The sequence below is a fragment of the Lysinibacillus sp. NPDC095746 genome (assembly GCF_044763535.1).
Taxonomy (GTDB): Bacteria; Bacillota; Bacilli; order Bacillales_A; family Planococcaceae; genus Lysinibacillus.
The window spans coordinates 1-21,833 of record NZ_JBIWGL010000050.1; the positions used below are offsets into that span (position 1 = coordinate 1).

Here is a 21,833-nt window from a genome sequence, read left to right on the forward strand (position 1 = left end):
TCATACCGATTAAAGCATCATTTAACCTCGGAAAACGAGTAATTTTGTACATCCTTAAACGAGCAAAAATGTACATATAGGTGTTGACATTTATACTTGAGCGAGCAACGCGAGTGAAGCGGCTCATCGGACGCCCAAGAAAGCGCCCAGTCCTAGTATAGAAATGAAACTTTTATAAAAAAGGATGATGTATATACATTGTCATTGATCGTTGGGAGAATGAAGGAGGTAGAAGTGTTGGTACATGACTTGGCTGCGGCCATTGAATGAAAAAATTTTGCATTGAGGGGGAGGCAAGTCTGTCTCCCTTAAAAATATTTGTACGGACAAGAATCAAATAAAAATTTTTCTATTGTCTTCCACAATCTTCTGTGGAGGGCTTTTTTTAGCTTGCTTAAAGCCTAATCTATATCACTGCTTTTCCATTTGGTTCACCTTCAGTTTTTTAAATTAATAAACTTGTAAGGAATAGGTAAGAAAAAAGAGAAAATCGATTCGTACAATTAAAGTACAAAATGAAAGGGACTGATCTAAATGATACTTATTAGAGGAACCGATCTAATGACTAAAAATTTTACCGTAAGAGATAGTACATTACTTAAACAAAAGTTATGTGAGAGCTGTGCTCAGAGTTGGAAAACGAAAGGTTACAAATTAACTAGCATCGCTTCTCTTACTTATGAAGTTGGAATATCAACGGAATCTTTTTACAGACTCTACAAAACAAAAGAAGAGTTATTTCTAGAAGTACTGTCAATGATGCAAAATCAATTGAAAGAACAATGGAACTCAATAGTACAAACTAACTCAGGTATTGAAGGTTTTAAAATAGCAATGAAATGGCTTTTTGAAGAGTATGTTAAACATCCTACGTTATATAATTTCAACAACCCAGATTATCATTTATTTTTAAATAAACTACCTAAAGATAAAATTGAAAGTCTCAAGAAAAATGATAAGAATTTTTTTGATGAAGTCTTAGAGCGTTCAAATTTAAATTTGAGAATTCCTAAAGAAAAAGCATATGGGATCTTAAGTACATTATTATATACTGCAGCGATGAAAAACGATTTAGTTTATAACAAATGCGATATATTCAACTTTCTACTTGAGAGTTCAATATATCAAATTTTTACAATATCGTCTTCTTAAGCAAACAAAAATGCTAATAAAGAACAAATGGGACATCTAGCATAAACAAAATTAAAAATGGGGGAAATCAATATTGGCTAATTTAACATTAGATATCTTACAACAAAATAATACTATAGGAATTTTCAGTTACATATCAATTGGAATTGCACTTGTGGTGTTTATTATTGGATTGTTTTGTATGTTAAAAAAGAAAAAATATGGAATATACGTAGTCGTTTCCAGTTTCTTGCTATTGATTAATCCAGCTATTGATATTTTCTTAAATTAATTCTAACGGAGGTAAATAAAAATGATAAAAAAATTAGATGAAACGTTGATAAGCGTAAACAAGTTAGCTGGAGTTAATATAAAAATTCCAAAAGCCACGAAATCGAAACTGAAATATAGTAGGTATTTAACAACTGCCGTAGGAGTAGGAGGATTAACGTTAGGAATTATTGGTTCATCGAAGTCGATATTAGTTCTAGGAACAATAGGTATTTTAAGTTCTATTGCAACAACGAATGAATTAAGAAAACTTTAGAATACTGAACTGAACCCGATCAGAAGAATAATAAAAGTGTATTAAACGGCTTGAGCTGAAATCTAAAGGGCTTAGGTCGTTTAATCGTTTCTGGTAGCGGTAGTGATTAAAAAATGGGTATAGTCATCAATCAGAATATGGCTGCTCACTGTAAGTATCGCCTATAAGCAAACACTAATCATGAAAAATGTCCTTTCTAAATATTTTTTGGATTAATTACTACAATGGAAAATACAATAATGGGTGCGGTTTTGGAACTATCAGGATTTCTTTTACGTTGGATAGAGTCACGCACACTCAGTTTTTTTGCGGGCTAGTTCTTTACAATTGTTGGGGCAAGTTTTGCTCCTATAAGGGCAAGGGGAGAAGACTAATTGGGGCTTAACGCATTACCCGAAATTAAGCATAGTGACGTTAATTATACGTGATAAGGAATACGAGTTGAAAGTTACGTTGTTCATGACTCGGAGTTTGGAATGATGAAAAAAATCAATTGGGACTCTAAAAATTATCATGGAAATATAAGTAATTTAAAGCTTATAATTGGAATAGGTGATAAAAAGTGAATAAACATAATAAAAAGATAATCAATATCGCTGATAATCGTAGTCTATATACAAAATATCAACGTACCAGCGCTCCGAGTGTCATCTTTATAGCTGGATTAGGCGATAATTTTAAGACATGGAAAAAGGTTCAAGACCGAATATCGGATGTAACTTCAACTTTGTCCTACACGAGAGCAGGTATTGGTAGAAGTTCAGTCGCAGCTGTTCCGCAGACTTGTCATGATTTGGTCGAAGAGCTTTCAAAATTGTTGCAAGAACTTGATGTAAAGAAGCCATATATACTAGTAGGGCATTCTTTTGGTGGTTTGATTGCCAGATTGTATGCCAGTCTTTATCCACTCGACATTTGCGGCATGATTTTGGTTGACGCTGCACCGGAATTTAAAGAACTTGCGTATGAACAGGTTTTGCCGGAAAATTTGGTTGCAGGAAATAGAGAATATTTAGAAAACCCTTCGTTGAATAGTGAAAATATTGATAAAATGAAGAGCTATAAGCAAATAGTTGATCATACAAGACAAATTGACCTTCCTCTCACAATTATTGCAAGAGGTTTACCTGATAGTGGAGAAGAGGGATGGCCATCTCAAAAGATATTGGAAATTGAACAAAAACTCCAAGCAGAATTCAAAAAGCTGTCAACGTCAAGCAAGTTTCGGATTGCAAGTCATAGTGGACATTATATACATCATGATGAGCCAGAGATTGTAATTGAGGAGATTATACTTATGTTAAAGGAAATCGAAAAATCACTTAATTGAAATAAGATGAATGATTTTTTTGGGGAATCTTTTGATGAAAAAACAACAAAAAGTAACGGGGGAAATTCTTTGAAGCTTAAATTATTATCTTGTTTTTTCTTCATTTTAGTATTATTAGCAGGTTGCGATAGTGAAAAGGAGTTCACGTTAAATGATATACAAAAAGTTAAGTTAGAGCTAATTGAAAAGGAAACTCTAAAAGAAGGAATATCATATTCTATAAAATTGATAAATGATAGTGATTACGTGATAAAACAAAATAATGTTTTTGTTTCGTTCATGATAAAGGAAGGGGAAAATGCTTATAAAGGTAATGAATATAAGGTTGAAGCTAAAGGAAACAAATTAGATATTCAACCAGGGGAAAAGGTTACTTTGTTTATGCCGTTTGAAGGTATGGGGGATCAATCTTTGTTAGGAATTGATAATCCTATTATCCAATTAAAAGGTTTTATGGAAGTAATCGACGATAAACATCAGTTTACTACTGGAGGGGCCTTGATCAAGGATTGAAGCCAAATTTTATAGTGGTAATGCGCAGGGAGATCATCAGGCAGATGACATTAGTACCTGATAAAACAGGTACGTTTCCTCAGTCCTATACCTTCATAAAATGTAAAAACCAAGATTGCTTAATTGCTGCCTTGGTTTTTACTTCTTATTTAATTAAAAACATTAACTTTCATTAAAGGAAGATGACGGTCAGGGAACACAGTAGATGGAGTAAAGCCAATATTCTTCGCACCCATTTTTAAATAAAAACCTTCCGCGTTAGGATCACTATCAAGAGTAAACTCGCTTATTCCTAACTCCTTCGCTTTAGTTAATAAATGGTCCCATATCATTCTCCCTAATCCTTTACCGATATAATCAGGGTCTATGAATAAGGTATCTAATTTCTTTTTATGAATAGTAAAGCTATAAAATGCTACTATTTTATTGTCACTTTCCATTACGTAAACTGGATTTTTTTCTATGTACTCTTTTCTTACAGTTAAATCATCTTTACACTGTTGTTGAAAATCTTCTGTATAGCCCCAATAGGCTTTTGACTTATAAGCCAAATTGCTTAATAGATGACAATCTTGAACTTTTGCACTTCTAATTAACATTATAATTCCTCCGATTCATTATTTTTATGAAAACATTGAACTTATACCCCATTTTTTATTCATAATATTGAAAATACTAAAAGTAAAGCTAAAGAGAAAAATATTGTTCAGTAAAATTATTGATTTTTTTGGGGTTTTATAAAGTATGAAATGAACATTACAGAAAGCCCTATAGAAATGTATAGTAGTGCAACAGAGTTATTTGGAATGAATGAACTATATCCGAAGGTGCCAGATAATCTGCTCCACCCGTTTGAAAATAACATGATGCCTAAAATTAATATGAGATACCCAAATGTCGAATGTGTTTTCATCGCCTAGGAACTCCTAATATTTAGATTAAGAACTTATAAAAGGATAACATAATTAGTAGATATTTGAAAATATAGATTGAATCAATTACTGCACAATATGAGGGAAGAAACTAAAAAGGGTCACTTGGGATAGGAGTGACCCTTAGTAACAAGATTCGGAGGTGTAAGGCTAAATTAGCTTTACATTACTATTAATATGACAAGATAGTTTTTTTGTATAGTTCATAGCCTGTAAAATAGATTTTTAAAAAATTACAGGGTTAGGTGGAACGCACAGCACCAATTCCATTTAGTGCTAAAAAATATCTTCTGTTATATGGGGCTTGAATTTGATTAAATTTTATTCCAAATAATCATAAATTGTGCTGCTTCGGATTCAAGTGCAATTAGATGGTCCTCAGTAGAGGGTTCATCTGAAATTAACCTACCTTTTTGGACATTTAAAATTGCCGGCTTTATATCAGGAGAATGCTCAATGGTGAAATCGGATTGTTTTAATAGTGTCAAAGATGAGCGGCATTTATTTTTATCAATTCGTTCGTCCTTCCCTTTGAAATATAACTTGATTAAGTGTGGAACACCATTAATCTTTAATCCTAGTTCTGGTGACGAACGGACAGTTAAATATTCGCTACACCAATTGGATTTGCCAGGGTCAAACCATTCAATTTCCTTATTTTTAATAAATTTCAAATATGCCTTGACTGCTTCCAGGTAATTTTTTTGTTTAGCTTGAGAAACTTTGTTAGCAAGTGAAAGCAGGTAATCGTTACTAAATTCGTTCTCATGAAATTTTCGGATGCCATCCCGTAACGTTTTCCAGTAATCAAAAGCGGGATTGTATTCATCTTGATATTTTATTTGTCTAACCATTGAAGTTTTACCTGTAACGCCTTTGAAAGTAAAATCTGTAAATTGTGTAAGACCGATAGAAACTTTTTTTGAAGACACTAAAAACAACTCCTTTATTTGTCAATATTCCACGAAATACTTTAGATAATTTTCAGGAGGTTGTAACATGAATCAATTACAATTATTCGGCCATGACAACGGCGTGTATTAATGACTAACAAGCATTGCAAGGCAATCTACGAAGCTATCGGAGCAAGGGGAAACAAATGTGGTTTTGAAAAATGACGATGTAGCCATTAAAAGAGCATGGGTTTAGAAATACTAAAGATAGGGCAGAAAATTGATTACATAGTGGATAGGATTATAAATGGACAACAGATAGAGGTGTCAAATGTTCAAAAAAGTTGCCGTTAGCGGATAAATGATGATTCAGAGGCAGAAACGGTTAGTGAATGATCTTTATATGTCAGATGATGGCGGGGATCAAAAACATCAAGGATTTTTGTGTAATAGGTGAGTTACTCATTATAGTCATTGGTATATTAGGATTGTTGCATGCTGGTAATTAAAAAGCTGTCTAACAGTTACCTGTTAAACAGCACATGGATATTGTAAATATAAAACAAAAAACGGGAAAAATCAACAATTTTTTAGTCGTTTTTGAAGCAAATTGCTTTTGTAAAGTAGTTTGTAAATGGTTGGTTTTAGGTCATCATTTAAATAGATTTGTTCGAAGGAATGATTTTGGTTTTTGGAAATATAAAAAGGGTACTAGGGATAAGAGTGCTCCTTAGTAAGATTTGGAGGTGTATTTGCTTTACATTACTATTAATATGTTAAAGTTCATACTTGAAAATAGTATAAAATAAAAAGCTGTAGCATGGTCACTCGCTAAAGCACTTTTTATAAGTTTTAGTTGTGTGAGCAATTAGTAAGCATATTCCAGTACAACGATATTTAGAGTCGGAAACAAATGTGGAAGTGGTCGAAAGGCTGCTTCTTTTTAGTTTTTCGAAAAGATTTGATACTTCAACTAGCGATGAAGTTTAGTTAAAGTAGAAGGAGTTATTGGAAGTTTATAGAAGTAATAAGAAAAAATAAATTATTTGTGGGAGGGGATAAATTGAAAGTTGTAGACAAACAAATGGAGAGGTTTAATTTTAAAAAATTAGAAAAGAATGATGAAGAAAAAGAATATACTGGAGGATGACGGTTATCTCAAATACTTTAAGTGACTGTAACATTATTAATGATTTATCATACAACATAGTTTACTGGAAATCGATTATGGACGAAAACAGGTAAACCTGTAACGAAAAGATAGTGTTATTGCTAAGAATGGCATATGGTGATTGATTATACCAATAAAAAGTTTGAGCTTGTATTTAACTAATGATTCTTCCAAGATGTACTTAATCTTGGCATAAGGTTTTATTAGCATAACTTTATAGGAGGTAATAGTCCATGCCCTTATTCAAATACGGAGTGCTCAAAGGTAAAGTTGTTGACGTTAGACCTGTGGATTCATATGATAAGACGCCTCATTATGAAGTGCATATTCGAGCAACAAAGAAGGATAAAAGTCAGGAGGATTATCGGATTGCGATCAATGTTGCCTCTAAGGTAAAGCCTTCAGAAGTCCTATATTTTGTTAGTGAAGATTTCAACTCAAAACAAATAACTATTATTCCAAATTACGAAGAAGGATTTACAGAAGTTACGAATGATAATCGTGAAATTGCATTGGATTATATTCGTGGTGGCTTATTTGATCCCCAAAAAATGATTCCTCTCCCTGCAACAAAAAATGGACCAGACAATGACTTAAATGAAAAAGTTAATAAATATATGCAAGAGGCTATGGCTAAAAAAGCGACAGTTTATGCTTACGGAGAAAAATTTAAAACTGAAGATGTAAAAGATAAATATTTTGGTTTTTCTCCAGGTAGAGGCATTCATGATATTCATATGAATCAAGGAAATAGTAGGGATTTTAGAAAAGACGATGGGATATGGCAAGATGGTGGTGTATTCATTCATTTTGAAGATGAAAATAGATGGGTTGGTATATTCCTCGCATTCCAATCGCAGTCTTGGTGTACAGATGACAATGGCCATGCAACTAAGCCAGTAAGTGTTTGCAACCATACAAATAGAAAATCAATAATAGAAATGTAAAAAATCTAATGGAGTAAAAACGGTATTACTTCATTTAAGGATACTTAATAGAATAGAACATTGATATATCAATGTTTGTAGAGGATAAATGAAGCGGATTTTGCAATAGAGAAAGCAAACAGCAACATTTATCCTATTTTTGTTCCCAGATTTAGTTTTTTGAGAAGTAAACAGATAAATTTTAAGAATTTCGAAGTAAATCTAATGAACAAAAATTACTTATACAATTATGAACAGGAATTTTATTATGCAACAAAACGTTCCTTTTATTGAAAACACTATGTATTGCTTTTTGTATGTAGGGTAGCGAAGGAGGTCAAGATAAATGAAAATTACCATGCGATATGGGGTTGACGCCCCATTTTGGGTTGCCTTTTTAATTATTATCGGGCTGATATTTACGTTATCTGGTGTGTTTAGTTCAGTCAATGGATTTGTATTAAGCTATGGTTTGATTTGTCTTGTGACGGGCCTTTGGATGTTTACATACTCAACAACAATCAAAATCGCACACAGAGAAGTGATTTTGAGTCTTGCACAAACTAAATCACGTGATGAACTTCTTGATGTCGGAACAGGTCGTGGACTTTTAGCTATTTCCGCATCTCAAAGGGGTTGTAAGGTGACAGCCACTGATGTTTGGTCAAAATGGGATTTGGGAGGGAATGGGAAAGCTAAACTACGAGCTAATATGGTTGCTGAAAATGTGGCAGAAATCGACATTGTGGATGCTGACGCTCGGGAACTTCCATTTTCGGACGGAAGTTTCGATGTTGTTGTCTCAAACTTCGTAGTTCATAACATTAAAAGTGTAGAAGGGAGAAGGAAGGCGATTTTTGAAATGTGGCGAGTTTTAAGGCCAAATGGTCGATTAGTTATTTCTGATTTCAGTAAAACTGCTGAATACATTCAAATATTGAATTTAGTTTCCAATCGCGTTGAAATAAAGCAATTTTTTTATACATTTCCGTTTTCAAAAGCTGTTGTTGTGCAAAAGATTTAAGAAATCAATAAACAAAAAAGATGTATTTACTAAAAGGTTTATATAACAGGGGAGCAAAAGGAAATGATGATTATAAGTTTTCTTTTAACGAGTTGGATATTAAGTTGGATTAGGTTTGACGAGTTGTTTATTCAAGCGCTCAAGGAAATATTTAATAAAAAGGTGACGATTGCAAGTTATTATTTTATATTTTTTTGTATTGGGGCAATTGGAGACATAGTCTTATTTTTTAAAGGAAATAATATAACCAATTTATTCAGTTAACGATTAGATTCCGGAATAATGACACGTAAAAAGCACAGAACTCTCTGTGCTTTTTACTTTCAATCCTATAATAATGAAGAGAATCCAATTAACGTTTTGAGGATTGATCATCAAGTAGGGCAGTGAATTTAAGGTATGCACCTTAACAGAATTACAAACTTTATCTCTCGCAAGCAATACCATCTTTGTCACGATCTTTCGAAGCATTTGCTTTATATAGTTCAGCTGATACAAAAGGTGCGTATTTTGTTTTTCCACCTTTATTTTTCACATTGGCATCTTTAGCAACGCCACCTTTGTAGTCCTTATTTAACTCTGTACAATTTTTGTATTTTTTCGCTGCGGCCTCTGTTGGCGTTGGTATGCTCATTGTTCCACCGATTAATAATGCACCTACGATAATTGAAGTAGCTAATTTTTTCATAAATGTTCCTCCTAAAATTATTTTTATTGCTAAATAATGAAATAACAATAGTGGTTTAAGTAGATTTCCTTCTATTATTGTTAATTGATGTAAAAAATAGGATTAATGACCTCGAGTAAATTTTACTATTATATTTATAAAAAAACAATCCATTATTGTTTTAATTTGGAATATATTAGAGCGATTTGATTTTGGAAGTTTAGTTTTTTACGTATGTATTAGGACGTTGTACGGGAGATTTTAACTGAGTAGGATATAAACATAATGCCTTCTGCAGATGAGTGGAGAGGGCTTTTATTATATAACAAATGTTTTAGCTAACTAGTGAAAGCATTCGTGACATAAGAATACTTTTTCCATTAGGTGACTGCTAATCCGCTCTAATAAAACTTATTTTTCTGAATTGTTAGAGAGTAATTTAGAATGTATAATTATTTAAAGGGGGAGGTAATAAATACCGTATAAATTGTTTTGGTGTCGTTAGTTTCTAAATAAAATAAAAATTATTTTCAGAGTTAAACAAGTAGGATATGTTCAATCCTCATAACGGTGTTCCACTCTATAATATTACCCTACTTGAAATTCTAAACTAGAAAACAATACTATTATACCCTTTTTTACCAAAACATTCTATGCAGTATCTTCATTTTGCTTATAGAGAATTGTTTCAAAACAATCTAGGGATGCGGAGGGAGATATGTTATGGAAAAAAACTCAAATCTATGGAAAATTGTATTTGTAGCTAGTTTTATAGGGTTAACAGTTGATGGTATGGATATTCAAATGTTGTCATTGGTAATGCCGAGCCTAATTGACGAATTCGTCTTAGATACGAAGGCTGCTGGTTGGATCAGTACATTCTCGCTATTAGGGATGGCACTTGGAGGAATTCTAGGAGGTTGGTTATCTGATCGCTTTGGCCGTGTTAAAATGATGACTTATATGATGATATTATTCTCTGTTGGAACGGCTCTCTTAGCTTTTGTACAAACATATGAACAATTTATTATTGTTCGTTTCATATCAGCAATTGGTATGGGAGCTGAATATTCATTAGCGACAATGTTAATGGCTGAATATGTAAAAGTTAAAAATAGAGCAACTATTATGGGCGTATTGGGTTCTTCCTATTCATTAGGATATTTAGTCGCGGTTTTATTAGCGGGCGCGATTCTACCTGAATATGGTTGGAGACCGTTATTCTTACTATCAATCTTCCCGGTTGTTGTGGCGATCTATATTCGAGTAAAAGTACCAGAACCTACTGGCTGGAGATTGGCTAAAAAACAAGCTAAGACATCAAAAGTAAAGAAATCAAATGAATGGCTTGCGTTGTTTAGGGATAAGAAAGTTTTTACAATCTTTCTATTATGGATATTAACTTCTTCCTTATTGCAATTCGGATATTACGGAGTAGGTACTTGGTTACCGACGTATATAGTGAAAGAATTAGGCTTTAATTTCAAAGAGATGACAGGATATTTAATTGGAACATATACAGCATCGATTTTTGGTAAAGCACTTGCTGGTTGGGTTGCCAATGTAATTGGACGTCGTTGGGTTTTCGTAATAGCAGGAGTATCTACAGCGATCATGCTACCAGTCATATATTTTTATCAATCACCAGGAAACATCATTGTTTTAATGACTGTTCTAGGTTTCGTATATGGAGCGCCGTATGGTGTAAATGCTACTTATTTAAGTGAAAGCTTCCCGACTTATATTAGAGGGACTGCTGTAGGTGCGGCTTATAATACGGGAAGAATCGGTGCAGCTATAGCTCCAATCCTTATTGGAATTATCGCTACTTCACAATCAATTGGATTTGGACTAGCTGTGTTAGGTATTTCTTACGCATTCATGGGGCTAATTCCTGCACTATTCATTAAAGAGAAAATGTATGATACTTTTGAAAACGATACAAAAGGAGAAATGTTAGAAAAAGAGGGAGTGGTAGGGGAAGAAGAAGTTCTAGCAAAAGAGGTTTTAGTGCAAAAACCCCCCACTGCCGCCAATGTTAGCAAGGAATGAAAAATAGATACAGTCATTTCCATATCCTCTTTTTTTATTGTATGATAAATAAAAAATGGAATTTAAGAGGGGTGGAATATTATGCTGAAAATTTTACAAATTGTTTTTGCAATCATAGGAATCTCTCTCTCGGCTTATGGACTTATCACACGTGATTATCAACTGAATTTCCTAATGATATTCTTCTTAGGTTTATTTGTTCTAACTTTAGGAATTAAAGAATTTCAAAGAGAGAGAAAAGCTTATGGTTTGTTAATGATTGCGCTATTTTTATTTTCAGTATATGTGTCAATTCAAAGTTTCATATGGATCTAAATAAAGTAGTGGTGTCCACTCACCATAATTCAGTCAAACTACTATAAACGAAAATACAATTTTTGCTTTGCGATATAACGTAATTAAATGTTTTATCGTATCAGACGAGCCTTACATCTAGCACTGTGAGGCTTTTTTTATGGAGTCATTATGTGACAAATGTTACCTTTTATTCTATATTATTAAATAGAATGGAGGTAGCATTGTTTGGATAAGGGAAAATTAATATTAGATATTCTAGAAGGTTTAAATAATCAGGAAGAGCCTAAGTTTTATGATTTTGAAATAGACAAACAAACATTCGGAGAAATCGTTGAAATGATCCAAGAAAAAGGGTTTATTTCTGGTGCGAGCATTTATCGTGAATGTCTAGAGAATAAAGTAATTTCGGTTTCCTTGTATAACGCCAAGATTGAATTAAAAGGATTAAATTACATAGAAAATAATATTATGAGTCACATCTAACTGTAGTGAACCCCAAAAGATAGGTTTTTAGTCTAACTTTTGGGGTGAAGTACAATTGAGTGACTATTTTTTATTTACTGGTACAACTACTGTTACTTTATCACCAATAAATCTGTTATCTTTTGAAGCACTATCAAAAACAAATTTTAATTCTTTGACACCTTCTAAACCTTCTTTTCCTAAATTAAAAATAACTTCACCTTTTTGTATTACTTTGCCAATAAATTCGGACTCAAAATGAGAAATTTCAACAATTGAATTGATTTGACGTTTTGTGTCAGTAGTCATTTTCGCTGAGTTAGGATGGAAACTTAAAGTGTCATCAGATAAATTTTCTCCTGTTATAGATAGGATAAGGACATTTGTTTCAGCATCTGTTTCAATCATTTTTGGATCACGTGCAACTAGTTTAGCTGTTTTTATTCCATCAATTGAAAATTCAACATCGGCACTTTTGTATTTTTCAGTTGGTGCTGCATATAAATCGGTGATTGTATATGTACCTGCAAAATCATCTATCACAACTTCACCAGCATTCGCTTCTGTTAAATTATCTGCTTTATTGGCTTTACTTTCTTTGTTTATTTCGATGTTAGTAGAACCTGTTACAGCTTTTTCTAGTGAAGCTGCATACTTAGCAAATTCGTTATCTTCCATATCACCATTCATTTGTAATAAGAACTTTCCACTTTGATGAGTGTGAGAATAAAACAGAGGACTGGAATTTCCTAATTCATCATAATAACTCTTTGCATTTTTTAGATTTTCCTCATTATCGAATAAAAATATTCGACCACCTGAATCAGCACCAAGAGAAGGGATTAAAATTCGTTTACCTTCTTTTCGGATATTTCCAAATTCATCATTTGGTAAGTCCGAAATTTCTCCTAGGTCTAAACCATCATCTTTAAAATGTTTAATTACATCATCTGTTGTTTTAGCAAGTACTTTTTGATGCTCTTCGGTTTTAGCACCATTCCCTTTTGGCTTATCGTCGTTTGATGAATCGCTTTCACATCCAGCTAATCCTAAGCTTAATACGAATGCTGCACTAAAAATTAATTTTTTCTTCATAAAAAATCCTCCCTTTATATTACCATTCTAGGAAATTTGGAGGGAGAAGTACATAGACAAATAGAAAACTGTGATTAATACCTATTAAATTAGAAACTGCTAAATTGTTAGTGCGGATTAAAAGCCATTTTTGGGTGTGTGACAAGCATCGATAACGAAAAGAGGGGGAGACGGGTGTCCTGCTCAAACCAGACTTTTCAAAAATGAGGTAACTCTTTGTTAAGTCAGTATATTATTGCTTTCTCTTCTTTGAAATACCATAGCCTATAGGGAATTGGTGAGTGAACTCTAATCTAATACGTCTATGTGGTTCACTGGAATCTTGCCATATCCATTCTGTTATTTCTTAGCTATGCATCACTAATTTTCTATTTATAGCATTTATTGCTGTATCTTGATTATAAAAACACGGGATTGCTGATTTCGGTAGTTAAAAGAACTTAAAAGACCAGTATTTCCTGGTAGTCCATATATAGTATGACAAAATCTATGTGGTATAGTAACTGTGGATTGTTGTAATTTATCTAGTACAACCAAACGCTAATTAGAGTAAAGGGGAATTATTTATGGCTTTATTAAAAGATTATTTTAGTCAATCTAGTTGTGAAGTTGAAATAAATTTGAAATTAGTTAATGATGAGAGTGTAGAATTCCACATTCATTTCCGCTCTGGTCTTGCTTTTCCAGAGGTGAATACAAAAATCGTTTGCTTAAAGAAAGATTTCTTAAAGTTATTAGATGATTTAAAACAAATCGATATTATGCATCTAAGTATGCTAGAACCTCATGATCCAGGCTTGTGTATTTATCACATTCCTCTATTTGGCAATTATTATTATCCTGGACATGGTTTCCTTCAAGTGCCCGAACATGAAAGGGATGAATGGGAGCCTTATTATAGATTAATTTTTGTGTTAGATGCAGGGGAGAAGAATAATCATAGTGCATCAGAAAGTGGTCCTGCACTATGTCTAAGAGTAAAAATGGAACAAATAAACGAATTTGTTGACAGTTTAAAATCAGAGGTAAATAGTTTTTGAGTTTATAAAGAAATCACTGGTGTAGTATAGCTAAGTACAACACAGAACGTTAATCAAGCCCTGAAAACACAGGTTGAAGAATTACTATTAAGTCACCAAAATAAAAATAATCATGTGCTCATATTTTGACCCTAGGCTAAAGATTTTTCAGATCATGGAATTAATTATCTTCATGATTCCATTCACATTAATCGTTTCATTACTTGCTTTATCTACAATAAATGTGTATTCGAAATCATTCACCACAGTTCTATACGTTATAAAACCATCACTTTTGAAATAAATCATTTCCTGACCATTTCCCAAATTAATTTTCTTTGCATTGTTTGGATATGACATATCATTATCGTTAGGTATGATAACTAAAGTGTAATGTTTTTTCCCGTTGTTTTCATCTAAATAATATATAGTTAATTGTGAACTCTTGTGGTTAAATGATGCGAAAACATGTGTAAATGAAATCGGGGGAAGTCGAGTAGGCAATGGGATGTCCTTTTTAAAAGATGCCTTCCCTTCTTGAATAGCTTTGTTCACCTCAGTATATTCTCCATTTTCTAAATATATTTTTTCTAAATCAGTCGTAATAGCATATGCATTACTCATAGGAAAAGTTAGAATCAAAAATAGAAAAAAGCATATTTTTTTCAATTAAAATCTACCTACCTCCGGATTTATTTTATATATTACTTTTCCTAAAAAAGAAGGAATTATGTATTTTTAACTATGCCTTCAACATTCTCTTATTGCTTTTCCAAAACTCTTATTTGAACTGTTAAAATAAATGGAGTGATTGCTACAATAATTAAAACCCTAACAATAAAATCCATTATTTGGTGTGTAACAAGTGTTTAATAAATCAATCCAAAGTCATCAAAATTACGAAAAAGTCACTTTTCTCCGGAAAACCTATGAAATCGGGCAAAAGGCAAGTCTTTGTACATTCGTGAAAAACCTTGCTATAATAACCTTTGCGAATACATATGAAAGAGGGTAAAAGCATGAACGCTTACGATGAATATATGAAACAGGTAGTGAAACCGATGCGTGAGGAGTTAGTAGGGGCCGGATTTACGGAGCTTACGACGGCTGATGCGGTGAATGAGTTTATGGCGGAGGCGAAGGGGACTTCGTTGGTTGTGATTAACTCGGTTTGTGGCTGTGCGGCTGGATTGGCGCGTCCGGCTGCTCGTGAAGCGGTGGAGGCGGTTAAGCCTGATAATCTTGTGACTGTTTTTGCGGGGCAGGATCCTGAAGCGACTGCTGCGATGCGTAGCTTTTTTGAGGATGTACCACCAAGTTCACCATCAATGGCAATTTTAAAGGATGGGCAATTGGCATACTTTATTCCACGTGAACAAATTGAAGGATTCCCTGTGGAGCAAATTGTTACACATTTAACAGGTGTTTTAGAGCAAACATGCGAGAAGTAAAAACGATTGTTACAACAGCGGGCAGACCAGACGATTTATCGTTGGGGCTCGCTGCTTTTGCGTGTAAACAATTAGATGCATCGTTTGAGCCGAGAAAAAAGCGTTCTGTTCGGAAAATCTCTCAGGAGTTGCATGCACATGTAATCGTTGCTGGGAAAAATCGTTTTGAGTATTATGCATTTGGTGCAAATGAGCCGTTTTTCTTTCATCCGAATTCAGCAGCATTTCGCTTAAAGCGTGTAGCTCGTGGGGAAGCGGAGCCGTTTTTGGAAGCGGCACAGCTTAAAAAAGGAGATTCGGTGCTTGATTGTACATTGGGACTTGCTGCGGATGCTATGCTGGCGGCATATACAGTTGGCGAAGCGGGGCGAGTCGTTGGACTAGAAGCGAATCCTAATGTGGCCTTTATAGTTGAACAAGGAATAAAATCTTATGATACGACTAAGTTGCCGTTAACTGCATGTATGCGTCAAATTGAAGTGGTGCGGGCTGAAGCAGTTAACTATTTGAAAACTTTGCAGGACAATACTTTTGATGTCGTGTATATGGATCCGATGTTTGAAGAAATTATTGAAGAAGCCAATAATTTTGAAGCATTACGCTTAGCTGGGGAACATATGACATTAACGGATGAATGGGTAAGTGAGGCGAAACGAGTGGCGAGAAAGCGAGTAGTGTTAAAGGCTCATTTTCGCTCAGAATGGTTTGCCAAATATCATTTTCAGCAATACGAACGACCAACTGCGAAGTTTCATTTTGGCGTTCTAGATGTTAACTTAAGTAAATAATGATTGTTTTTTTAAGAGGCTTGTTCATTTTGAACGGGCCTCTATTTTTGCTGTGAAATTTAAGATATGGTAATGTGAAACAGTATTGGTTGTTACTAATTTACATGTTTTTTATTAGCTAAAAGGGATAGTTAATTTAGTAGAATAATTAAATTAGTAAAAGAAGGATGCATATCATTTGACGGGATGGAAGATGTGTATGAACCTGAGATAATGAATGTTTATGCGGAGCGGAAAGGTGGTTTTGTACATGACGGCAGATAAGATTCCTCGTTAAGCTCGTGGTCCTCCGCGGCCAATTATAATCTCATTTAAATAATTAACAAGGAGAGACAAATATGATTGGTCCGGAAAACGTAACGAGAGAAAAAAGAGTGGAAATTGCCTATTCAATTGCAAATCAAGTTTTAGAGAGATATGGTTCAAAAGTTCAAGCAATTGGACTTTATGGTTCGGTAGCACGAAAAACAGATGGACCATTTTCAGATATAGAAATTAAATGTATTTTAAACGCTTTAGATGAAAGCTTTAGCTATGAATGGACGGCAGGGGACTGGAAGGCAGAAGTGAATTTTGATAGCGCAGAAGATATTATCGAAGAAGCGACGGCAGTTGATGAAGAATGGCCGCTGACGCATGGACAATTTTTCAACATTCTACCTATTTATGACCCAAAGGATTTTTTCACTGAGCTTAAAGTAAAAGCGAGCTTGGTGGATAGCTTGATGTTTAAAGAAGCCATTTGTCGAACATTAGTGGAAGAAATGTATGAGTACATGGGGAAATTAAGAAATATTGAAGTGCAAGGTCCGAAAACATTTTTACCGATTTTAGCGATGAAAATTGCAACAACAGGTGCGATGATTTTAGGTTTACACCATAAACGCTATTTTACAACTTCTGCGCAAGTGCTACCTGAGGCATTGGCGTTTACAGATCAACCGGAGGGGTTTGATGTTCTTTGTGAGCTGGTGATGTCTGGACAGCTGTCGAATCCACAGCAAATTATCACAGTCTGTGAAAATTTTTGGCATGCTTTATTAACATGGTCTACTCTACATGGGTATTCTATTGCATGTTCAGCTGTTATACCTTGGTAACTTAAAATGAAATATTTACTTTTTCGCAACCTTGTGGTATAATATGAACCGTGCTATTTTAGGTGGCATATTTACGTAATCTGGAATTCTGCTTTTTGTTTTTGAAGATACTTATTCACACTGGCGCATGCTTTGGGGCTGCAAGGACGCAAAAGAAGGTTGGGTTTGCGTTGCTTAAGTTAGAAAGCACACAGTGGAATTTTACCGCGGTGATGAAACTAAATGTTTCAATATAATATTCCCCAGATGATTGGGTTGAGACTTTACAATTTACGAAAAATGTTACCTATTAAATACTAAAGGGGTGGCTTCGCAAAAGCGAGGCTGCCCCTTGCCTAATTTACGGGGACTGTAAGCGGGAAAATTGGCTATCAAAGTAGAAAAGTCCGCAAGCTCGCGGACTTTCTTTGTAAAAAGGAATTGTATTAGTTCGTGAAGCATAAAGATGATAAGTAACCTAACATTAATAAAAGACCAATACCCATTGCGATTTCCATGTTTTGTACCTCCTTTTAAAAAAAACGACACATTTAACCTGCATACTGTCAATAAATACCCGATTAGTTTGGGACAACAGGATGATGGTTATACAAACGTTTTCACAAGATGTGAAGTTTTTACTTTATACATAAATATTGTACAATGAATTATAGAAATATGAAACCTTTTATAGGCTTATGCGTATATATAAGTAATAGAATTACCAATTTGTACATAAAGAGAAGGTGTTAATTAATGAAGAAATGGGTTCAAAAAAGTATCGTCATAATGGTTGCGTTTTTAACTTTTGGATTAATTACGCCAACACATGAGATATGGGAAGCATTTGATCAAAATCCATCGAATCGTGCATCTATCGGACCATCACCTGGGACAAGCACTGCAGAAGCAGCTGCTCTGCCGATAGAGACAGAAATACAAGAAGAACCGGTCGACTACAGTTCATTGCTCGTCGACGCTGCTAAAGAGCAATCTTATATTAAATTCGGCTCAAAAATCGGCCCGAAAATTAGCAATGAGTTTGATTCCATTATCTTCCCAAAAATGGAGGAAGCCATTGCGATGACTGTAGCTAGCTTAGACGATTCATCTTTAGCTTCGTTAACAATTTCAGAAAAGCCAAGTGGCAACTATGGAGAAAAAATTTTCAATATTAGTAGTAATGAAACAGGAATGGATTTAATTCGCTTTCATGTCCGCACCGAAAAACGACCACAGGAAGGTTATTATTACAACTTCCACTACCATAGTGCCGAGGACGACTTTATGGCACATAACAATTTAGGGGATATATACTGGGAAAAAAACACACCCCCGAAATGGTTATCCTAAAAAATTACGAAACACTCGTTTAAAATGCGGGTGTTTTTTTGTTTGAAAACGTTGATATAACAACGTTTATAATGTTTTTTTGAGTTTTTATATTTACAAGTTATATGGGTAGGGGAGAGAGAAAAAACGTGAGTGCCCCAAAAAGTGCCCCAATTTCATCGGTTTTTGATTTCCTCAGATTCTTCAAATGAACTCAAATTGATAATTTCATCCATAAGATTTGAAGCGTGCACCTCATCTTTTTCAAATAAATGTGCATAAACTTTATAAATTGTTTCTGGAGTATCACCAACTAAAGCTGCAACTGTAGAAACAGGGATTTTCATTAGATAACTGTATTGTCACAAATGTATGTCGTAAGTAGTGAGGTGTAAAGTGAGTTATCTTTTCTCGTTCGCATATTAAATCAATGATACGTTTCAAATAGCGATCGCCAGGTGGTTCACTAGGATAGGTTATAAACCATTTTGTCTGGATTCTTAAATTATAAGTCTCCATTACTTCGTCGTACGGCTTTTTATAATCTAATAAAATACTTTTGATGTTTATATTATAGGAATTTCGTAAGTGAACTCAGGTAACGAATATAGTAGTAAGAAAAGGTAAATACCCAGGTACTCAATTAATTTTGAGCCTGTTTTTTTTCGTTCGTTATCTAGAATAACAAACGGAAGTTATATTTGTTTACAAATAAACAAACTTATTATATATTGTTTATTAATTAATGAACGAAGGTTAGGGGGTCATTTATTATGAAGCTAGTAAAATCCAAACCCGAATTACTCGATGAAGAAGTAAGTATTTTAAATTCTGATCATTTTTTTAACCGAATTTCAAAGAAAAAAGACGTTTATACGAAAGATGAAATCTTGGGCATAATCCAAGAATCCCAACGAATAGGGGCTGAGCGTTTTCTAATACAAAAAGATAATTAATATGTAGGTATACTTAAATTGTTGATGGAAAATCCAAATGATGGTTATCCATGGCTAGGACTATTACAAATTCATAAAGATGCGCAAGGACATGGGTATGGCAACGAAGTGATGGATTTATTTTATACAGTCATGCAAGAAAGAGGTGTGAAAACTTTTCGTTTAGGTGTTATTGACGTAAATGAACCAGGACATCGATTTTGGAAGAGACATGGGATGATTCCGATAAAATCAGTAACTGATAAAGATGGAAAGGAAATTATCGTATATGAAAAGAATATCGATTTTCGCGTTGAATAAGTAGACAGTGAAAACTTTAAAAACCTTTAAACGAGTACAGGTAGCACCAAAGCACTGTACTCATTTTCATTTTTGATAGGAAGGGCTATTGTTTTGCACACAACAGTATCCCAAACCACGAAGACAGAAAACACTTATTAGGCTTTTCATAATTCGATAGGTTTCTTGATTACTTTCAAATTATTAACAAAAATATTGAGTGAATATATAAAATAATCTGTTAATATGGTATACTATTCTTGTTTTACATAATTGGAAATTAATATAAAGTATGGGGGAGAAAGCATTTTGGGGTGTAAAAGGATATGAAACAATTTTTAAGAAAATTAAATAAAATCGATACGTTTTCGCCGTATTTCTTTTTACCATTTATTTTACTGCTATATTTCTTTACGAGCATGTTTGATTGGCATAGATTTGAAATGTTCAATTTACATGTTTCCATTTGGCCCGCAGTCATTTTAGCAGTTCTTTGTTATTACATAGGTGTTTACGTTATAGACAAGATGAAATGGACAATTCCTTCATTTGGATTGTCGTTTTTAGGCAAATATGTGATTCATTTTATCGTGTTTCTTACGTTACTTGGTTTATGCTCGTACATATGGATGGTTTTTGGAAGCGGACTTGGTATTTCGGATGAATCAAACCGCCGAAATTTAAATCCAAAGCTGAACTTCTTTAGTCAATTATTATGGTTTGGAGTGTTATTGCTACTATCCTATAAAATGATTTTAGAAAAGCATATGACGTGGAAGAAAGGGTTTATCTACGGTTCTATCTATGCATTTATCATTTTTTTATTTGTGTTAGTTGCCTATCGAACGCCATTAATTATTATCCTATTTACAGGCATCATCATTATCCACTATGTAGTGAAACGAGTGAAATTGGCGTGGTTTTTAACAACGCTATTAGTTATTGGTGTAGCTTTTTCTATGTTTAGTTTTATTCGTGTGTTAACGGAGGACCGGTCATTAGAATTTAATAGAAGAGATCAGCCGGATGTGGAGCTAACGGAAGAGGCGAGAGACCAGCTGTTAACGGCTGAAGAGAAGGTAAACCAAACGCCGTTATGGGTGCGTGCATTAAATGAAGAAAGTGTAACAGGGCATATTGTATTAAGTACAATTATGGAGTATACGCAGGAGAACGGTTATTTAAACGGTGAAGTCCATAAAGGTATCTTTAGTACGATATTACCTGGTAAGCAAATTTCACCTCGCATGATGGTCACAGAGGTTGTCAATTCCGTGAGTATAGAGAAGGGCAAGGTTATTACACGTGGAAATCGTACAACTACACCAACCTTTATCGGTCAATTATTTTTAGATGGGGGCTATTTATTAGTTGCAATTGGTTTCTTTTTATACGGTGCTTTAATTTCGCTTCTTTATAATAAAGTGAAGCAGGAAGGCATTCGTAGTTTCCATTCTGTCGCCTATGCCTTTACGATTACGGTATTTACTGTGTCGATGCATACAGGTTTACTGGATTTAATTTTTGTTTTAATGCTCGGCTTTGTTATCATTGCATCATCGATTATAAAAGTGGAACAAAATTAGCTTCGTTATTAATGATAAAAATTATTAATAAAAGCCTTCCCGCAATGGAGGAGGGCACTGAAAAACTTACGTTTTCATAATAGCGAACCTTTTTCAGATAAAAATAAGGCACTTCTTGTTCAATTTTGAACAAGAAGTGCCTTATTTCTGTCTCTATTCCTTATTCATTTTCGTTTAGTAGCTTTAATATCCGTTTCAAATTGACAGTGAATATCGTTGTAGCACCTTGAATTTCCATGCCAAATAGACCCGCAGTCGATGCCGTATCGTACCCGTGTCCGTTTTTTAATTCACTATTCTTCG

At 33.9% G+C, this 21,833-nt stretch carries 24 protein-coding genes; 18 read left to right on the plus strand and 6 right to left on the minus strand.

All coding sequences use genetic code 11. The annotated features are described in order from the left end of the window. Positions 1-561 precede the first annotated feature (561 nt). The 5 genes from ACIQ7N_RS22835 to ACIQ7N_RS22855 all read left to right on the plus strand — a co-directional run bounded on the left by ACIQ7N_RS22835 (position 562) and on the right by ACIQ7N_RS22855 (position 3,521). Positions 562-1,152, plus strand: a complete 591-nt coding sequence (locus ACIQ7N_RS22835; protein ID WP_402936442.1) for a TetR/AcrR family transcriptional regulator — start codon at positions 562-564, stop codon at positions 1,150-1,152. Positions 1,153-1,225: 73 nt separating this feature from the next. Then, a complete protein-coding gene (locus ACIQ7N_RS22840) occupies positions 1,226-1,423 on the plus strand; it encodes a hypothetical protein (protein WP_402936444.1) in 198 nt (65 codons plus the stop codon). A 21-nt stretch (positions 1,424-1,444) separates the two neighbouring features. Then, positions 1,445-1,678: a hypothetical protein gene (locus ACIQ7N_RS22845; protein ID WP_402936446.1), complete on the plus strand. Its 234-nt coding sequence runs from the start codon at positions 1,445-1,447 to the stop codon at positions 1,676-1,678. Positions 1,679-2,240: 562 nt separating this feature from the next. Next, positions 2,241-3,008, plus strand: a complete 768-nt coding sequence (locus tag ACIQ7N_RS22850) for an alpha/beta fold hydrolase (protein WP_402936448.1) — start codon at positions 2,241-2,243, stop codon at positions 3,006-3,008. A gap of 69 nt (positions 3,009-3,077) precedes the next feature. Further along, positions 3,078-3,521 (plus strand): hypothetical protein, encoded by a 444-nt coding sequence (locus ACIQ7N_RS22855; RefSeq protein ID WP_402936450.1) that lies wholly within the window; start codon positions 3,078-3,080, stop codon positions 3,519-3,521. Between the two features lie 149 nt (positions 3,522-3,670). Here ACIQ7N_RS22855 and ACIQ7N_RS22860 read toward each other — a convergent pair whose 3' ends face one another. Further along, complete coding sequence (locus ACIQ7N_RS22860; protein ID WP_402936452.1) at positions 3,671-4,120, minus strand: GNAT family N-acetyltransferase; 450 nt, start codon at positions 4,118-4,120, stop codon at positions 3,671-3,673. A gap of 647 nt (positions 4,121-4,767) precedes the next feature. Continuing rightward, on the minus strand, positions 4,768-5,385 hold the full coding sequence (locus ACIQ7N_RS22865; protein WP_402936454.1) for a hypothetical protein: 618 nt from the start codon (positions 5,383-5,385) through the stop codon (positions 4,768-4,770). A 1,365-nt stretch (positions 5,386-6,750) separates the two neighbouring features. Here ACIQ7N_RS22865 and ACIQ7N_RS22870 point away from each other — a divergent pair. Together ACIQ7N_RS22870 and ACIQ7N_RS22875 are read left to right on the plus strand one after the other, a co-directional pair. Next, the gene (locus ACIQ7N_RS22870; protein ID WP_402936456.1) at positions 6,751-7,464 is read left to right on the plus strand and encodes a DUF2278 family protein; all 714 of its coding nucleotides are present in this window, start codon (positions 6,751-6,753) and stop codon (positions 7,462-7,464) included. Between the two features lie 325 nt (positions 7,465-7,789). After that, entirely contained in the window at positions 7,790-8,467 is a 678-nt protein-coding gene (locus ACIQ7N_RS22875; protein WP_402936458.1) for a class I SAM-dependent methyltransferase, read from the plus strand. A 424-nt stretch (positions 8,468-8,891) separates the two neighbouring features. Here ACIQ7N_RS22875 and ACIQ7N_RS22880 read toward each other — a convergent pair whose 3' ends face one another. Next, on the minus strand, positions 8,892-9,101 hold the full coding sequence (locus tag ACIQ7N_RS22880; protein ID WP_402936479.1) for an excalibur calcium-binding domain-containing protein: 210 nt from the start codon (positions 9,099-9,101) through the stop codon (positions 8,892-8,894). 756 nt (positions 9,102-9,857) lie between these two features. Between ACIQ7N_RS22880 and ACIQ7N_RS22885 the strand changes: the two genes are divergently transcribed. The 3 genes from ACIQ7N_RS22885 (at position 9,858) to ACIQ7N_RS22895 (ending at position 11,966) form a co-directional block, all read left to right on the plus strand. Then, complete coding sequence (locus ACIQ7N_RS22885; RefSeq protein WP_402936460.1) at positions 9,858-11,186, plus strand: MFS transporter; 1,329 nt, start codon at positions 9,858-9,860, stop codon at positions 11,184-11,186. An 81-nt stretch (positions 11,187-11,267) separates the two neighbouring features. Next, the gene (locus ACIQ7N_RS22890) at positions 11,268-11,501 is read left to right on the plus strand and encodes a DUF3953 domain-containing protein (protein WP_132358249.1); all 234 of its coding nucleotides are present in this window, start codon (positions 11,268-11,270) and stop codon (positions 11,499-11,501) included. Positions 11,502-11,708: 207 nt separating this feature from the next. Further along, positions 11,709-11,966: a YjcQ family protein gene (locus tag ACIQ7N_RS22895; protein WP_274067254.1), complete on the plus strand. Its 258-nt coding sequence runs from the start codon at positions 11,709-11,711 to the stop codon at positions 11,964-11,966. 63 nt (positions 11,967-12,029) lie between these two features. On the opposite strand, the gene ACIQ7N_RS22900 is transcribed toward ACIQ7N_RS22895, so the two are convergent. Further along, positions 12,030-13,040: a hypothetical protein gene (locus tag ACIQ7N_RS22900; protein ID WP_402936462.1), complete on the minus strand. Its 1,011-nt coding sequence runs from the start codon at positions 13,038-13,040 to the stop codon at positions 12,030-12,032. 566 nt (positions 13,041-13,606) lie between these two features. Between ACIQ7N_RS22900 and ACIQ7N_RS22905 the strand changes: the two genes are divergently transcribed. Then, a complete protein-coding gene (locus ACIQ7N_RS22905; protein ID WP_274067256.1) occupies positions 13,607-14,080 on the plus strand; it encodes a hypothetical protein in 474 nt (157 codons plus the stop codon). Positions 14,081-14,227: 147 nt separating this feature from the next. Here ACIQ7N_RS22905 and ACIQ7N_RS22910 read toward each other — a convergent pair whose 3' ends face one another. Then, entirely contained in the window at positions 14,228-14,728 is a 501-nt protein-coding gene (locus ACIQ7N_RS22910) for a hypothetical protein (protein WP_402936465.1), read from the minus strand. 350 nt (positions 14,729-15,078) lie between these two features. Here ACIQ7N_RS22910 and ACIQ7N_RS22915 point away from each other — a divergent pair, with 350 nt between their 5' ends. The 4 genes from ACIQ7N_RS22915 to ACIQ7N_RS22930 all read left to right on the plus strand — a co-directional run bounded on the left by ACIQ7N_RS22915 (position 15,079) and on the right by ACIQ7N_RS22930 (position 18,730). Beyond that, positions 15,079-15,510, plus strand: coding sequence for a BrxA/BrxB family bacilliredoxin (locus tag ACIQ7N_RS22915; RefSeq protein ID WP_132358233.1), 432 nt, complete (start codon positions 15,079-15,081; stop codon positions 15,508-15,510). Further along, positions 15,498-16,298, plus strand: coding sequence for a class I SAM-dependent methyltransferase (locus ACIQ7N_RS22920; RefSeq protein ID WP_402936467.1), 801 nt, complete (start codon positions 15,498-15,500; stop codon positions 16,296-16,298). Before ACIQ7N_RS22915 ends, ACIQ7N_RS22920 begins: the two co-directional genes overlap by 13 nt. Before the next feature lie 338 nt (positions 16,299-16,636). Further along, complete coding sequence (locus ACIQ7N_RS22925) at positions 16,637-17,398, plus strand: ANT(4')-I family aminoglycoside nucleotidyltransferase (protein WP_402936469.1); 762 nt, start codon at positions 16,637-16,639, stop codon at positions 17,396-17,398. Between the two features lie 735 nt (positions 17,399-18,133). Beyond that, the gene (locus tag ACIQ7N_RS22930; protein ID WP_402936471.1) at positions 18,134-18,730 is read left to right on the plus strand and encodes a YpjP family protein; all 597 of its coding nucleotides are present in this window, start codon (positions 18,134-18,136) and stop codon (positions 18,728-18,730) included. 155 nt (positions 18,731-18,885) lie between these two features. Here the strand turns inward: ACIQ7N_RS22930 and ACIQ7N_RS22935 are convergent, their stop codons facing one another. Next, the gene (locus ACIQ7N_RS22935) at positions 18,886-19,056 is read right to left on the minus strand and encodes a hypothetical protein (RefSeq protein ID WP_402936473.1); all 171 of its coding nucleotides are present in this window, start codon (positions 19,054-19,056) and stop codon (positions 18,886-18,888) included. A gap of 426 nt (positions 19,057-19,482) precedes the next feature. Between ACIQ7N_RS22935 and ACIQ7N_RS22940 the strand changes: the two genes are divergently transcribed. From ACIQ7N_RS22940 to ACIQ7N_RS22950, 3 genes are all read left to right on the plus strand, one after another. Beyond that, positions 19,483-19,665, plus strand: a complete 183-nt coding sequence (locus tag ACIQ7N_RS22940) for a hypothetical protein (protein WP_402936475.1) — start codon at positions 19,483-19,485, stop codon at positions 19,663-19,665. 9 nt (positions 19,666-19,674) lie between these two features. After that, positions 19,675-19,965 (plus strand): GNAT family N-acetyltransferase, encoded by a 291-nt coding sequence (locus ACIQ7N_RS22945; RefSeq protein ID WP_402936481.1) that lies wholly within the window; start codon positions 19,675-19,677, stop codon positions 19,963-19,965. A 305-nt stretch (positions 19,966-20,270) separates the two neighbouring features. Further along, positions 20,271-21,530 carry an oligosaccharide repeat unit polymerase gene (locus tag ACIQ7N_RS22950; RefSeq protein ID WP_402936477.1) on the plus strand — a complete coding sequence of 420 codons (1,260 nt, stop codon included), beginning with the start codon at positions 20,271-20,273 and terminating at the stop codon, positions 21,528-21,530. Positions 21,531-21,833 lie beyond the last annotated feature (303 nt).